The following is a 12,982-nucleotide window of genomic DNA, read 5'->3' as shown; positions in this document are numbered from 1 at the left end:
GCCAGTGGGGCCGTCGGCGACCCGACCGCGAGCGAGTCGCAGAATTTGCCGACGCATAGGAGTCCTTTTCACCCCGCCAGACGCAGAGTGTACCATGCTCGATTACGTCTCGCTCGAGGCAGACCTCGAGGAAGAGGAACGACTGATCCGCGATACGGCTCGCGAGTTCGTCGAGGAACGGGTGCGTCCCGACATCGGCGACCACTACGAGAACGGCACGTTCCCGACCGCCCTCATCCCCGAGATGGGGGAGATGGGCTTTTACGCGCCGAATCTCGAGGGCTACGGCTCTCCCGGCGTCTCCGAGACCGCCTACGGCCTGTTGATGCAGGAACTCGAGGCCTGTGACTCCGGATTGCGATCGATGGCCTCGGTGCAGGGCGCGCTCGTGATGTACCCGATTCACGCCTTCGGCAGCGAGGACCAGAAGGAGGAGTGGCTTCCCAGGCTGGGGGAAGGTGAAGCAGTCGGCTGTTTCGGGCTTACCGAACCGCAGCACGGCTCGAACCCGTCCGGGATGGAAACGCACGCCGAACGAGATAGTGATGGGTACGTGCTGAACGGCTCGAAGACCTGGATCACCAACTCCCCGATTTCGGACGTCGCGGTGGTCTGGGCGAAAGATCGCTCGAGCGAGGACGATCCGGTGCGGGGCTTTCTGGTCGAGACCGACCGCGACGGCGTCTCGACGAACAAGATCACCGAGAAGCTCTCCTTACGGGCGTCGATCACCGGCGAGATCGGCCTGAACGACGTCCGGGTGCCCGAGGAGAACGTTTTACCGAACGTTGAGGGAATGAAGGGACCACTGTCGTGTCTCACGCAGGCGCGCTATGGCATCGCCTGGGGTGCGGTCGGCGCGGCACGAGACTGCTTCGAGGAGGCCCGCCAGTACGCCAACGATCGGGAGCAGTTCGGCGGCCCGATCGGCCGGTTCCAGCTCCAACAGGACAAGCTCGCGGAGATGGCGACCCAGATCACCCTCGCCCAGCTGCTGGCCTACCGCCTCGCCGAGCTCAAAGAGCGCGGCGACCTCCGACCCCAGCACGTCTCGATGGCCAAGCGAAACAACGTCCGGATGGCCCGCGACCAGTCCCGGATCGCCCGCGAGATGCTCGGCGGTAACGGGATTACGACCGACTACTCGCCGATGCGTCACATGGCCAACATGGAAACCGTCTACACCTACGAGGGTACCCACGACATCCACACGCTGGTGCTCGGGCAGGATCTGACGGGAATTGCGGCGTTCGAGTGACGTCGCGTTCCGCGCTTCGACTTCGGTGAAGTGCTCGAGAATCGAGAGAAGAGCGCGCCTACTAACGAGCAGATGGTCCCCAGAATAGATCGCTATCTTCCTGCCCCGATAGTGCCTTCCCAGTCGAATGCGCCATCCTCGTAGACGAGTTCTCCATCGAGTTCGATCGAGCCGGTCTCTCGCATGTCGATGAGCAAATCTTCGTGGACAGCACTTTCGTTCCCTTCCATGCCCGAACCTACCGTCCCTGGAAGCGATTGTCCAAGTGCGAGATGAACTGTATCCCCCATCTTCTCATCGATGAGAACGTTTCTGGTGGGACGATCGATCGATCGATTCATCCCGATTCCAAACTCGCCGAGTCGAGCGCTTCCAGCATCAGTCGCAACTACCGATTCGAGAATCTCTTCTCCTTTTTCGGCGTGTAGTTCAGTGACTTCGCCGTCGCTGAACGACAACCGCGCGTTTTCGACGACCGTCCCCTGGACCACAGTGGGTACATCGAATACGACTTCGCCGTCAGTACTATCCGGTACCGGGGCCGTCGCAACCTCACCACCGGGGAGGTTTTTGCGAGCGTCGCCGTTGTTTGCGGACATTCCTTCGACGGAAAACGTCACGTCCGTTCCGTTGCTCTGGACGCGGACCTCGGAAGCCTCCTCTAGCCGATCCGCCAACGCCTGCTGGACCGTCACCTGTCGATCCCAATCGAGAGCGACGGCGTCGGCAATGAACTCACTATAGGCGGCCGTAGACATCTCCGCAGCCTGTGCATCACCGGGGGCTGGGTACTGAGTCACGACCCAATCACCCTCCAGATACGCCTGTCTGACCGGTGCCGTCGCCTCCGTGTACGCAGCTTTCGCCTCTGACGGGGTTCCGGCGAGTTCGGCCGCGTTCTTCGTTCCCTGTATCGCGATGAACCCATCAGCTTCCTCGATAGCTGCGACGATCGGCGTTGGCTCCGGCACCGAGGAGTTCTCAACGGCCTCGAGATACGCCCCTCGAATCCGGTCGGATTGCATGGTGACGACCATACTTGCGCCGCGTTCTCCCAGAACGTCAGCGAGCGCCACTACGAGCGGTTCAGCGACTGGCGGTGCCTCGATGACCACGTCGTCTCCCTCCTCTACTTGAAGACAGTGATCGACGAGAACCGAGGCGTGCTCTCGAAATGGGGCCTCCATAAACCACTCTTCTGATGAACTACTATAAAAGACAATATCTGCCGGAATCGGGCTCCGTTTGCGGTGACGCGTTTACGCCCTCCGTTCAGCACACAGTAGACAAATCATCCAATATCCGTCAGAAACAACGTGACCGACCAGCGGATGAGCGCGCCACCAGTCTCCGCGCGAGAAACGCGAGCGCGGTTCCCGGACGGCTCGGCCTTCGGCCTCGCCGTCCGGCTTTTTCATCGAAGTTTTTTTTGCGCTTCCTATCCAGCAGGGCTGCCAAAACACGTCATTGATCACACTTTTCTACAGGACCGCTCTTTCACGGAACGGAGTCAATTTCTTCGAACACCTCTCGAACCCCCTCGAGCCCTCCTTCCGCCGACAGCGCACAGGTCAACAACAGCCGCGCCTTCCACGCCGGCAGGTCGCCCCCGCCGATGGCACCCGCCTCGAGCAGCGTCTTCGCTCCGCCCGCCCCGCCGTAGACGCCGGCAGTGGTGCCGGCGTGACACCGCGAGGTGAGCACCACCGGCACCCCGCCCTCGAGCGCCGACTCGAGCGCCCCGCCCAGTTCCGCCGTCGCGTTCCCCAGGCCGGTTCCAGCGAGGACGAACCCGTCGACGCCGGCCTCGAGTCCCGACTCGACCTGCCGACCGTCGACGCCCGCCGCGTTCGTGACGAGTTCGACGCGCAGGTCGGAAGCCACCTCCGCACCCGCGATCCGCGGCGCGTACCGCCCCGGTTCCCGGAGGAAGCGCAACCCGTCCGGCGTCAGTTCGGCGACCGGTCCCGCGTCCGGTGACTCGAAGGTCTCGAGCCGGCTGGTGTGGCCCTTCACGACCCAGCGGGCGGCGTGGACGGTGTCGTTGAACGCGAGGTAGCTCCCGCCGGCGTCCCGAAACCGCCCGTGAGCGGCGGTGCGAACCGCCAGCGCGAGGTTGGTCGGGCCGTCGGTGCCCGGCTGGTCGAACGACCGCTGGGCGCCGGTGAAGACGACCGGCAGCGGGAGCTCACGGGCGAGTTCGGCGAGAAACGCCGACTCGGCCATCGTGTCCGTCCCGTGGGTGACGACCACCCCGTCGACGTCGTCGTCTTCCGCGCGGTCGACCGCCTCGAGCAGTTCGGCGGCGTGCTCGAGGGTCAGCTGAAAGCCCGACACCTGGCAGACGTCCTCGATCTCGACGGTCGCCAGGTCGTCGATCGTCGGAATCGTCTCGAGGAGGTCGTCGCCCGCCTTCGAGGGCGTCTTCCCTCCGTGATCATCGTCGTCTCCGGTGCTCGCGATCGTTCCGCCGGTGGTCAGGATTCGCACGCGTGGCTGCATAACCGGATGGTCGACTCGAGGGACAGTAGTCTCCCGTGGTTCGGCAAACCGGTACGGTTATTTCGCCGGCTTCCGTCGGACTGATACGTTCTCTCCTCGGCCGGAGCGGCGGCGCCGTGTTGTCGGTTCCGGCCGGTCGCCGCACGTGACGCGGCGAATCACCATGACCACAGACGTACGCACGATCCTCGAGTCGACCGCCGCGGAGTACGAGCCCCGGGGCGAACTACACGCCGTCCCGCCTCACGCGGTCTACGAGGTGGTCGTCGACGGCCGGCGGGCCGTCTGCAAGCTCGCGCGCGGCCCCGAGGCCGATCCGGCGACCGAAGCGAAGGTGATCGAGCACGTCCGGCGAGAGACGTCGGTTCCGGTACCGGAGGTACTCGAGTCCGGTCCCGACTGGTTCGTCGCCGCCTGGCACGACGGCGTTCCCGAGGAGCCGACGCTCGACGCGGCCCGCGCCCGCGCGATGGGCGCCGGACTGGCGACGCTCCACCGCGAGACGTCGTTCGAAGCGACGGGTCACTTCGACGCGGGCGAGGGCGGGGGGATCGTCCTCGAGGCCCGCGAGAGCTGGCCCGAGACGCTCCGGGCGCTGCTCGCGGACTGCCGGTCGTTCCTCGAGCCCTACGGCTACGCCGACGTGGCCGAGGAGGTGAGCGCGTTTCTCCGGGAGCGCCCGAACGCGCTCGCCGGCGCGGGCGATCCGGTCCTGATCCACGGCAACTACCTGCTCGAGCACGTCGGGGTTTACGCGGACGAGATCGCCTGTGTGATCGACTTCGAGCACGCGATGGCGGGCGACGGCGAGTACGATTACTGGGCGAGTGCGCTACCGACGTTCGTCGGGGCGAACGCCCCCGGCAGCGATGTCGAGCGGCGGGCGTTCCGCGAGGGGTACGAGTCCGTCGGGACGCTTCCCGACGGGTTCGACCGCCGGGCCGGGATCTACCGGGTCGTCCTCGGCGCGACCTACCTCCGCTCGCTCTACCTCCAGGCGCAGTGGGAGCGCCGGGAGGCCGATCGCCGCGCAGAGTTGTTCGCCGAAAACATCAGGGAGAGCCTCGAGTCGCTACGGGCGCGCGAATAGACGACCGGAACGGACGGTCCGGGCGGATTCGAACGCGGCCTCGCGTGCCGGAATCAACACCCTCTTTGGCGGCGTGGGCCGAGCCTCGAGTGAGTCGTCGCTGACGACGGATCCACTCGATGGGCTGGCGATACCGGGACACCGTCCTCGCGCTGTGTACGCTCGCGTTCTTCGCGACTATGGTCGCGCGGTTAGCGATCAGTCCGGTCGTCCCGGAGATCGAAGCCGAGTTCGAGATCTCGAGTACGGTGATCGGCGTCGCGCTCACGGGGCTGTGGATGAGTTACTTCCTCTCGCAGTTTCCAAGCGGCGTGCTCGCGGACCGCTACGGCGAGCGGCTGATAATCCTCGTCGCTATCGGCGGGACGGCCGTCTCGAGCCTACTGATCGCCCTCTCGCCGGCGTTCGCTGTCTTCATGCTCGCGACGGTACTGCTCGGGACGCTCGCGGGGCTGCACTACAGCGTCGCGACGACGCTGCTCACCCGCACCTACGACGACATCGGGACGGCGATCGGCATCCACAACGGCGGCGGGCCGGCCGCGGGGCTGGTCGCTCCGGTCGTCGCGGCCTGGATCGGCGTCCGCTACGGCTGGCGCCCCGCCGTCGCCATCGGCGCGCTGATCGCCGTCCCGATTTTCGTGGTGTTCGCTTGGCGGGTTCGGCCCACCGAGCCCCGCCGCCCGGATCAGCCGATGGCCGAGCGCTTCGAACTCGAGGCGATGTTCGAACTCCTCGCCCGGCCGAAAATCGCGTTCACCGTCTGCCTCTCCGTGCTCGCGGCGTTCGTCTGGCAGGGAACCGCGTCGTTCATGCCGACGTTTCTCATCGACCACCGCGGCCAGTCGGCGACGACCGCGGCGACCGTCTTCGGCGCGTACTTCGTCGTCCAGGGGATCATGCAGATCGGTGTGGGTGCGGCCTCCGATCGGTACGGCCGCGAGGTGACTACTGCAGGCTGTATGGTCCTCGCCGTGATCGGACTCGCGCTGTTGATCGCCGTTCCGGGCTGGCTCGCGGTGGCCGCGGCGGTCGTCCTGCTCGGGACGGGGCTGGGCTGGGGGGCGGCGCTGCTGCCGCGCTTCATGGACGAACTCTCCGAAGCCGAACGCGGCGCGGGGTTCGGCCTCGTCCGCACCGTCTACGGCGTCGTCGGCGCGCTCGGCTCCGTCGGAACGGGATTGCTCGCGGACCTGTTCGGCTGGGATGTTTCCTTTAGCGTACTCGCGGGATTACTGGCGCTCGTCTTCTGTGCGCTCGCGATCAACTGGGCGCTAACGCTCGGGTACTGAGCGCTCTCCGTCTCCAGGCGGCGTTACTCCTCCTGGCGTGCGGGCGGCCGACAGCTGATGAATCGGCCGAACACGCCGCGGTTCCCGGCGACGGCGTGGTAGCCGCCCTCTCGAATCCGACCCCGCCCCGGCAGATGTTGGAACGCCAACGAAAGGTACCGAGCGGGCGTGTCGAACCGGGCGATCGCCTGCTCGAGGCCCTCGCCACAGGAGTAGACGGCGTCCTGGGTGAGCAGGTGCGAGCAGTCCTCGTAGTCCTCGGGAAGACGTGCCAGTTGGTCCGGCGTGAGGTCGGAAAAGCCGACGACCTCGAACTCTCCGCGGGCGGCGGCGTAGCGGACGCACCAGGTACAGAACCCGCAGTCGTCGTCGTACACCAGTCGCGGTTTCGCCTCCGTGGAATCGCTCATATCGATTCTGAAGGGGTCCGGGAAGAAAAATCCGACAGTCGCGTCAACGTACGCGTCTGGCACGGGGGCGCCAGCCGGCGCGTGATGAAACCCCTTGCCTGCGGGGGATTCCGACGATGCGTACTTTTAAGGTCGCGTCCCGCATCGTCTCTGCTAGCAATGGCCATAGACCCGCAGTTCCACGAGAACCGAGAGAAAGTCGGGGAAGAGAACGGTGTTGCCGTCTGGGGGCCGGTCGACGAGCCCGAACAGCTCGGCATCCACGGCACCCACGTCGCCGTCGACTACGACCTGTGTATCGCTGACGGCGCCTGCCTCGAGGACTGTCCCGTCGACGTCTTCGAGTGGGTCGACACGCCGGGCCACCCCGAAAGCGAGAAGAAGGCCGAACCGACCCACGAGGCGCAGTGTATCGACTGCATGCTCTGTGTCGACGTCTGTCCGGTCGACGCGATCGACGTCGACGCCGGCCGAACGGCCTGAGTCACGTCGAACCCGGGTCCGGATGCGCCGGGCTGCCGTCTGGATCCGGCCAGCCCCGCACAGAAGCCGGTCGAAGGAAAGCGAGAGCCGTCGTTACTCCGCGCGGTCGACGTCGACGCGCTCCTTGAGCGTCTCGAGGTCGTCCGCCTCGGCGAGCTCCTGCAACCGCTCGCGGAAGTGCTCCTCACAGAGGCCGACCTTGAGGCCGTCGGACTCCGCGGCGAACGCAGCTTCGCGGTCGCAGTAGTGACAGTTCATGCCCAACTGTACGGAGCCAGGGGCATTGAACCCTCCGCTATCGCCCCGTGCTTCCGCTACCGTGGCGGAAGCAACAGATGCCGATACTCCTCCTTCGAGAGCCCGGCGACGCCGAGGCGGTCGTCGTGGGCGTCGCTTCCGCCGGTCGCCAGCAGACCGTGTTCGTCGATCGCACGCTCGACGGGCTCGAGGTCGACCTCGCGGCCGTAGGGGTAGTGGAGTTCGACGGCGTCGCAGTCGGCCGCCAGTTCGAGGGCGGCTTCGACGTCCGGATAGCGAAGCGGGTGGGCGAGCGAGACGAGCGTGCAGTGGTCGGCGAGCAGTTGCCGACCGTACGCGAACGACGGGATCTCGCGGGGGACGAAACACGGCCCGTCGTTACCGATGAGGTGGGTGAACGCGTCCTCGTAGTCGTACTCCGTTCCGGGGTGGGAATCGATCGCCCGCGCGACGTGGGGGCGGCCGAAGCCGGTGTCGACGGTGACGTCGAGGTCGATCTCGAGGCGCTTCTCGACCGCGTCGACGATGGCTCGCCCGCGCTCGCGGCGGTTTTCCTGGAGCTCCGAAAAGGCGGTCTCGAGCTCCGGCGCAGGGTTGACGCCGTACCCCAGCAGGTCGACGCGCAGACCGCTTGCAGCCTCGACGCGCAACTCGACGCCGTGGAGGATCGTCACGCCGTCGCGTTCGATCACCGGCTCGTCGAACGGTTGGAGCCGGTCGTGGTCGGTGATCGCGACGACCGAAACGTTGGCCAGCCGAGCGGCGTCGGGGACGGCCTCGAGCTCGAGGCTCCCGTCGGAACGCGTGGTGTGGACGTGCAAGTCCGCGTAGGGCATACCCTATCCGACTGGGCAGGACAGTAAAGCCGTTTCTCAACGCCGTCGACGAATCGATTCGAAACTCGTCGGCTGAACGGCGCGTACGACCGGTAACGACTGAAACGGTCCACGTACTGGCTTTCAGTGACTACTAGGGACTCTAGGCCGTCAAAGGAGTACGGTCCTCTGGCGAATTGTTTATGGACAATATTTATAATTATTGTTCACGCGGTTCCAATCACGATGTTCATGACCAACGTCGACGCGCTCGTCGAATCGCACTCCTACCCGGCGACCACGCGGGAACTGATCGACGCTTACGGCGACCACACCCTCGAGTTGCCGAACGGTTCGGAGACGGTGGGCGAGGCGCTCTCTCGGCTCGAGGACGAAACGTTCGAATCGCCTGAAGAGGCGCAGTTCGCGCTCTACTCGGCGGTGAGTCGTAAGGCGATCGGTCGCTTCGGTTACAGCGACCGCGACCCGACGCCGCTCGGCAGCCGGGAGGCGCCGGATGCGGTGTCGTTCTAGAACCAGTCGGCTTCGCTTTCGGACCCCTCAGTCGAGAAACTCGAGCGCCCCATCCAACTCGAGGGGCACCGATCCCTTTCGGTAGCCTTCGACTCGGCCGTCCGGGCGGGCGCGATAGACGACCGCCGGGCGGTGACGGACGTCAGGCTGTTCGCCCCTGACCGCGGCCCAGGAGTCGTCCCGAAAGCTCGAGCAGTCGACGAACAGCACCGCGCCGCCGCCGTGCTCTGCGAGTTGCCCGCTCGTCTTCGTTTCGGCGGTGTCCCGGACGGCCGCGACGGGACCGCTGGCGGCGCGGGTGGCCGGCGGCTGCGGACGGGTGACTTCGACCAGCACGTTCGTCTCGTCGTCTTTCGCCCGATAGTCCAGGGAGTGACCCGTCGTCACCTCGATTTCGGGCGTCACCTCGTATCCGGCATCGGTCAACACCTTCGCCGCGATGAACTCGGCCATCGCGGCGCTCATGCGGACGCGGTCGACGTGATCGCTGGTCCCGAGTTTGCCGGCCATCGTATGTCTGTACGCGTCGAGCGTGCCCGTCTCGAGGAACGACTCGAGGAACTGAGTCGTCTCTCGACGGCTCGCGTCCGGGAAGCCGGCGGCGTGTTCTCTGAAGAACGCCCGGGTCGACTCGCGGCCGTCCTTGGACATGAAGACGGGGAGGAAGAACCAGGAGATGTGGGGGTAGTCGGCGAGCCACGGGTCCGTCTCGTGCAGCGTCGCGAGTAGCTCGCGCTGGGCCCACCGCGAGACGTGGTAGGGGACCTCCTCCCAGCCGAACTTGTCGGTCTTCCACAGCGAAGATGGGGTCTCGGTGTTGCCCATCCAGTAGGCCTCGTCCTCGCGGCGGGTGAACAGCGCGAGGTCGCCGTTCGCCATCTCGAAGCGGTGGGTCTCCCAGCCACCGTTGGTGTCGAAGTGAGGGGCGACGGCTCGAGCGCCGATGTTGCTCCGAAGCGGTTGCAGTATCTGTTGGCGGACCCGTTGCTCGCTCCAGTGCTGGGGCGAGTAACGGAAGCGAAGCGGCCGTGCCACGCTGTTTCGTAGGAACCGCGACCGGATACGTGTTGTCCTCCGGCGGGGATGTGTACGACCGTTACATTAATAAGCGACAGCTACCAAGTATGAGTGTACTTACCATGTCAATGGGTGCCTACGACGAGGATGAGCACGAGCGCCGTGAGCAACAGGCCTCGAGGGTGGATGCGGACTTCGACGACGAGCGAACCGTCTATCACGGGAAGATCGAGTACGACTCCGGCGACTCGGCCGAAGAGCTGTTGAGCAAGTTCGAAGAGATGAAATCGAACTAGCGCCGAACGAACGGGTCGGCTTCTTCCGTGCTGGTGCGGCGCTGGCAAACCACCGAGAGCGTCGCGACCGCCGCGACGGCGACCGCGTGGCCACAGATCGCCGCGACCAGTAGCGGTCTGTCGAGCACGAACGGGACCAGCACCAGCTGAACCGCGGCGAAGCGGACGTTCATCGTATCGACCCGCGCGAACCGGGCGGTGATTTCGGCGTCGAAGCCGTAGCGAACGGCCCGCCAGAGGCCGGCGACGGTCGCCCACCAGCAGGTCCCGATCCGGTAGACGACGTCCCAGCAGATCAGCAGGAGGACGAACGCGGCGGCCGGCGGCGGCTCCGAGCCGAACAGCGACGTCAGCAGGGGATCCGCACTCGCCTGGAGATCGTAGACGAACAGGTAGGTGACGAAGGCGACGAACGCCAGCACGCCGAGGACGACCTCGATGCTCGAGCCGAACAGCAGCCGCCGGTACGCCGGCGGCGTCGGGAGCTCTCGCACCGCCCGGCTGTACTCGAGCATGAGCCAGCTGCCGGCCGCGGCGACGACCACCGCGGCGGTTCCCGCGAGGACGGCGCTCCAGAGGTCGTAGATCCAGGCGACGATCAACACGGCGAGTTCGAAGCCGAGCAACTGGACTGCGATCGCGAACCGATCGGAGACGTCGATCCCCGGCAGTGCGCCGACGATGCTCTCGTACACCCACGTTTCGCCGTACTCGAGATCCATCACTCCGCGCCCGGCTCCAGCGTTTCGAGCGGGACGTCACCCCAGCCGGTGTCGTCCTCGAGGGCCCGGCTGATCGCCTCGTCGATCGGCGTCAACTCGATCGGGACGAGGTCCTCGATCCGATCGTCGGTGACGACCACCTCGTTGGTCATCCCCTCTATCAGCGGATGTGCCACGTCCGCGGGAACGTCGGTAACGAGGTCGACCCAGTACGCCGACAGCCGCGGCGTAAGCACGGGAACCGGCACGATCATCGGCTCGCGACCGTGGACGATCTCGGCCGTCGTCGTCAGCAGTTCCTGATAGGTGAGCACCGACGGGCCTCCGATCTCGTAGGTTCCCCCGGCGGTTTCGGGAACCGAGAGCACGCCGGTCAGATAGCCGATTACGTCGTCGACGCCGATCGGCTGGCACCTCGTCCGGACCCACTCCGGGGTGATCATCACCGGGAGCCGCGAGGCGAGCTGCTGGAGGATCTGGAAGCTCGTGCTCTCGTTCCCCAGGATGATCGCGGCCCGGAGCACCGTCAGATCGAACGATCCCTCGCCCAGCACCCCTTCGACCTCCCGGCGCGACCGGAGGTGCGCGGAGAGGTCGTCGCGGTCGCTGCCGAGGCCGCTGAGGTAGATCACGCGGTCGACGCCGCCCGCACTCGCCGCCCGTTCGAAGTTGCGCGCGCCACGGCGGTCGCGTTCCTCGAAGTTCTCGCCGCTCCCCATCGAGTGAATCAGATAGTAGGCCGCCTCGACTTCGGCGAGCGCCCCCTCGAAACTGCCGGGATCGAGGACGTCGCCCTCGAAAACCGTGATGCCGCCGGGGGCGTCGTAGTCGTCGGCGTCCCTGACGAGCACCGAGACGTCGTGACCCTCCTCGAGCAGCGACGGGACGAGTCGCCCGCCGATGAAGCCCGTCGCACCCGTCACGAGCACGTTCATACGTCGAATACGACGATCAGTCGCTTAACTGGTCGGCTTGTAGCCGATCTCGACGGATTCTGCGTCGGCTCACTCCGACCCGGCCTCGCCCCCGCCCCACCCCGGCGTGGGCGGCGCGCCACGGCGCTCCTCGACGGTCGCGCCGAGTTCCGGCTCCGGGTTCTCCCGGGCGGCGCGATCCGTCCACTCCCGGAACGCCCGTCCGGCCCACGACGCCGCCTCGAGAACCTCCTCTCTCGTCCGCTCGTAGTGGGGCTCCGAAATCGCGAGCGTGCCGGGACTCGAGGCCGCGGCGATCGCGACGAACTCGGCGCGATCTTCGGTCGTGAGATCGCCTGCGGCTGCGCGTGCGACCGCTCCCTCGAGTTCCTCGGGGCGTGGGTGACAGAAGAGTTTCTGCCCGATCGCCTGCGGGCCGAGCAACAGCCCGCCGGCGTCGGTAGGTTCGCCGTCGAGGAGCCGCTCGCCGCCGAACTGCCGTTCGACGCGCTCGCACTCGGTTTCCTGCTCGAGGGCGAGATTGTGCGACGGGTACTCCGCGCACTCGGCGGGATACAGCTCGTCGCCGTGGATTCGACACTGGAGGGTATCAGGGTCGAGGAAGACGCAGGTCGGGAGCCACGCGGGGGCCTCACCGAACGGCGCGACCGGTTTCGGCGGTTTGCGAAGCCCGACGAAGAACGCCGGACGGCCCGCGACGGCGGCGACGGTGTGGCCGTCGATTTCGACGCCCTCCGCCGGCCCGTCGGCGGCCCAGAGCCGTGGGACCAGCGCGTCGCCGTAACCGGCTGCGAGGAACGCGCGGATCTCCTCGCGCTCGAGCGGGACGAGGTTGTAGACGTCGTCGAGGGGTGCCCGCGGCCCCCTGCGCTCGTGGTCGGTCGCGAGGCCGTCGGCGAGCAGCGGTCGCCAGTCGAGACAGCAGCCGGCACAGCCCTCGCAGTTCACCTCCATGGCCGGAACGACGCGGCCAGGTTGCATAAATACTCGAGGGCGGGGGAACGACTTTCACAGTTCCCGACCCATATCGACCATGGGCCAGGACTCCTGTGACGGCTGCGGTCGCCCGGTTTCGGTCACCGGCGGAATCGCCAACCTCTGGACGTTCGGCGAGGGCGGCGAGGGGACCGCGATGGTTCTCGAGTTCGACGACGAGGAGGGCCGTCCCGCGGACCGCTCGGGCGACCTGCAAGACGACGAGCCGTCCGCGGATGAGGAGGCGAAACCGACGCTTGGCGGGCGAGGGGGCGACGCTCGCTATCTGTTGTGTTTTCCCTGTATCGAGGCCCTGCCCGAAAATCCGGTCGAGGCCGATGTCGACGCCCTCGAGGTCGTCGACGAGGAAACGTCGCGGCTCAAGCGGTAGCGAC

The 12,982-nt window shown here is 66.4% G+C and carries 16 protein-coding genes; 7 read left to right on the top strand and 9 right to left on the bottom strand.

Going from position 1 to position 12,982, the window contains the following annotated elements; genetic code table 11:
• Window positions 1–94: 94 nt before the first annotated feature.
• Window positions 95–1,258 carry an acyl-CoA dehydrogenase family protein gene (locus tag AC6I6S_RS08115; protein WP_497949367.1) on the top strand — a complete coding sequence of 388 codons (1,164 nt, stop codon included), beginning with the start codon at window positions 95–97 and terminating at the stop codon, window positions 1,256–1,258.
• A 92-nt stretch (window positions 1,259–1,350) separates the two neighbouring features.
• Here the strand turns inward: AC6I6S_RS08115 and AC6I6S_RS08110 are convergent, their stop codons facing one another.
• Window positions 1,351–2,445, bottom strand: a complete 1,095-nt coding sequence (locus AC6I6S_RS08110) for an aminopeptidase (RefSeq protein ID WP_497949366.1) — start codon at window positions 2,443–2,445, stop codon at window positions 1,351–1,353.
• A 310-nt stretch (window positions 2,446–2,755) separates the two neighbouring features.
• Window positions 2,756–3,760 carry an asparaginase gene (locus AC6I6S_RS08105; protein ID WP_497949365.1) on the bottom strand — a complete coding sequence of 335 codons (1,005 nt, stop codon included), beginning with the start codon at window positions 3,758–3,760 and terminating at the stop codon, window positions 2,756–2,758.
• Window positions 3,761–3,923: 163 nt separating this feature from the next.
• Here AC6I6S_RS08105 and AC6I6S_RS08100 point away from each other — a divergent pair, with 163 nt between their 5' ends.
• A complete protein-coding gene (locus AC6I6S_RS08100; protein WP_497949363.1) occupies window positions 3,924–4,850 on the top strand; it encodes a phosphotransferase family protein in 927 nt (308 codons plus the stop codon).
• 119 nt (window positions 4,851–4,969) lie between these two features.
• Window positions 4,970–6,142, top strand: a complete 1,173-nt coding sequence (locus tag AC6I6S_RS08095) for an MFS transporter (RefSeq protein ID WP_497949362.1) — start codon at window positions 4,970–4,972, stop codon at window positions 6,140–6,142.
• A 23-nt stretch (window positions 6,143–6,165) separates the two neighbouring features.
• On the opposite strand, the gene AC6I6S_RS08090 is transcribed toward AC6I6S_RS08095, so the two are convergent.
• A complete protein-coding gene (locus AC6I6S_RS08090; RefSeq protein ID WP_497949361.1) occupies window positions 6,166–6,552 on the bottom strand; it encodes a thiol-disulfide oxidoreductase DCC family protein in 387 nt (128 codons plus the stop codon).
• A gap of 159 nt (window positions 6,553–6,711) precedes the next feature.
• On the opposite strand from AC6I6S_RS08090, the gene AC6I6S_RS08085 reads away from it, so the two are divergent.
• Window positions 6,712–7,035, top strand: coding sequence for a 4Fe-4S dicluster domain-containing protein (locus AC6I6S_RS08085; protein ID WP_247108646.1), 324 nt, complete (start codon window positions 6,712–6,714; stop codon window positions 7,033–7,035).
• Window positions 7,036–7,128: 93 nt separating this feature from the next.
• Here AC6I6S_RS08085 and AC6I6S_RS08080 read toward each other — a convergent pair whose 3' ends face one another.
• A complete protein-coding gene (locus tag AC6I6S_RS08080) occupies window positions 7,129–7,293 on the bottom strand; it encodes a DUF6757 family protein (RefSeq protein WP_497949359.1) in 165 nt (54 codons plus the stop codon).
• Between the two features lie 56 nt (window positions 7,294–7,349).
• Window positions 7,350–8,129, bottom strand: coding sequence for a PHP domain-containing protein (locus tag AC6I6S_RS08075; protein WP_497949358.1), 780 nt, complete (start codon window positions 8,127–8,129; stop codon window positions 7,350–7,352).
• Window positions 8,130–8,354: 225 nt separating this feature from the next.
• Here AC6I6S_RS08075 and AC6I6S_RS08070 point away from each other — a divergent pair, with 225 nt between their 5' ends.
• Window positions 8,355–8,642 carry a DUF5789 family protein gene (locus AC6I6S_RS08070; protein ID WP_497949357.1) on the top strand — a complete coding sequence of 96 codons (288 nt, stop codon included), beginning with the start codon at window positions 8,355–8,357 and terminating at the stop codon, window positions 8,640–8,642.
• 27 nt (window positions 8,643–8,669) lie between these two features.
• Here the strand turns inward: AC6I6S_RS08070 and AC6I6S_RS08065 are convergent, their stop codons facing one another.
• The gene (locus AC6I6S_RS08065; protein WP_497949355.1) at window positions 8,670–9,677 is read right to left on the bottom strand and encodes a DUF5784 family protein; all 1,008 of its coding nucleotides are present in this window, start codon (window positions 9,675–9,677) and stop codon (window positions 8,670–8,672) included.
• 104 nt (window positions 9,678–9,781) lie between these two features.
• Here AC6I6S_RS08065 and AC6I6S_RS08060 point away from each other — a divergent pair, with 104 nt between their 5' ends.
• Window positions 9,782–9,955: a DUF5786 family protein gene (locus AC6I6S_RS08060; protein ID WP_497949792.1), complete on the top strand. Its 174-nt coding sequence runs from the start codon at window positions 9,782–9,784 to the stop codon at window positions 9,953–9,955.
• Here AC6I6S_RS08060 and AC6I6S_RS08055 read toward each other — a convergent pair.
• From AC6I6S_RS08055 to AC6I6S_RS08045, 3 genes are all read right to left on the bottom strand, one after another.
• Window positions 9,952–10,677, bottom strand: a complete 726-nt coding sequence (locus tag AC6I6S_RS08055; RefSeq protein WP_497949354.1) for a DUF7530 family protein — start codon at window positions 10,675–10,677, stop codon at window positions 9,952–9,954. The genes AC6I6S_RS08060 and AC6I6S_RS08055 overlap by 4 nt on opposite strands.
• Window positions 10,677–11,612: an NAD(P)H-binding protein gene (locus tag AC6I6S_RS08050; protein ID WP_497949353.1), complete on the bottom strand. Its 936-nt coding sequence runs from the start codon at window positions 11,610–11,612 to the stop codon at window positions 10,677–10,679. Before AC6I6S_RS08050 ends, AC6I6S_RS08055 begins: the two co-directional genes overlap by 1 nt.
• 69 nt (window positions 11,613–11,681) lie before the next feature.
• Window positions 11,682–12,566: a YkgJ family cysteine cluster protein gene (locus tag AC6I6S_RS08045; protein WP_497949352.1), complete on the bottom strand. Its 885-nt coding sequence runs from the start codon at window positions 12,564–12,566 to the stop codon at window positions 11,682–11,684.
• Window positions 12,567–12,645: 79 nt separating this feature from the next.
• Here AC6I6S_RS08045 and AC6I6S_RS08040 point away from each other — a divergent pair, with 79 nt between their 5' ends.
• Window positions 12,646–12,978, top strand: coding sequence for a DUF7561 family protein (locus tag AC6I6S_RS08040; protein ID WP_497949350.1), 333 nt, complete (start codon window positions 12,646–12,648; stop codon window positions 12,976–12,978).
• The last annotated feature ends 4 nt before the right edge of the window (window positions 12,979–12,982 follow it).

It is taken from the genome of Natrononativus sp. DTA114 (assembly GCF_059736515.1).
The sequence above is the reverse complement of the archived record's forward strand: the minus strand, read 5'-3'. Positions and strand labels throughout refer to the sequence as shown.

Coding starts and splice junctions, on each gene's coding strand:
- AC6I6S_RS08115 (WP_497949367.1), top strand. CDS start 95: ATGCTCGATTACGTCTCGCTCGAGGCAGACCTCGAGGAAGAGGAACGA.
- AC6I6S_RS08040 (WP_497949350.1), top strand. CDS start 12,646: ATGGGCCAGGACTCCTGTGACGGCTGCGGTCGCCCGGTTTCGGTCACC.
- AC6I6S_RS08090 (WP_497949361.1), bottom strand. CDS start 6,552: ATGAGCGATTCCACGGAGGCGAAACCGCGACTGGTGTACGACGACGAC.
- AC6I6S_RS08070 (WP_497949357.1), top strand. CDS start 8,355: ATGTTCATGACCAACGTCGACGCGCTCGTCGAATCGCACTCCTACCCG.
- AC6I6S_RS08055 (WP_497949354.1), bottom strand. CDS start 10,677: ATGGATCTCGAGTACGGCGAAACGTGGGTGTACGAGAGCATCGTCGGC.
- AC6I6S_RS08060 (WP_497949792.1), top strand. CDS start 9,782: ATGTCAATGGGTGCCTACGACGAGGATGAGCACGAGCGCCGTGAGCAA.
- AC6I6S_RS08075 (WP_497949358.1), bottom strand. CDS start 8,129: ATGCCCTACGCGGACTTGCACGTCCACACCACGCGTTCCGACGGGAGC.
- AC6I6S_RS08080 (WP_497949359.1), bottom strand. CDS start 7,293: ATGAACTGTCACTACTGCGACCGCGAAGCTGCGTTCGCCGCGGAGTCC.
- AC6I6S_RS08095 (WP_497949362.1), top strand. CDS start 4,970: ATGGGCTGGCGATACCGGGACACCGTCCTCGCGCTGTGTACGCTCGCG.
- AC6I6S_RS08100 (WP_497949363.1), top strand. CDS start 3,924: ATGACCACAGACGTACGCACGATCCTCGAGTCGACCGCCGCGGAGTAC.
- AC6I6S_RS08045 (WP_497949352.1), bottom strand. CDS start 12,566: ATGGAGGTGAACTGCGAGGGCTGTGCCGGCTGCTGTCTCGACTGGCGA.
- AC6I6S_RS08105 (WP_497949365.1), bottom strand. CDS start 3,760: ATGCAGCCACGCGTGCGAATCCTGACCACCGGCGGAACGATCGCGAGC.
- AC6I6S_RS08085 (WP_247108646.1), top strand. CDS start 6,712: ATGGCCATAGACCCGCAGTTCCACGAGAACCGAGAGAAAGTCGGGGAA.
- AC6I6S_RS08050 (WP_497949353.1), bottom strand. CDS start 11,612: ATGAACGTGCTCGTGACGGGTGCGACGGGCTTCATCGGCGGGCGACTC.
- AC6I6S_RS08110 (WP_497949366.1), bottom strand. CDS start 2,445: ATGGAGGCCCCATTTCGAGAGCACGCCTCGGTTCTCGTCGATCACTGT.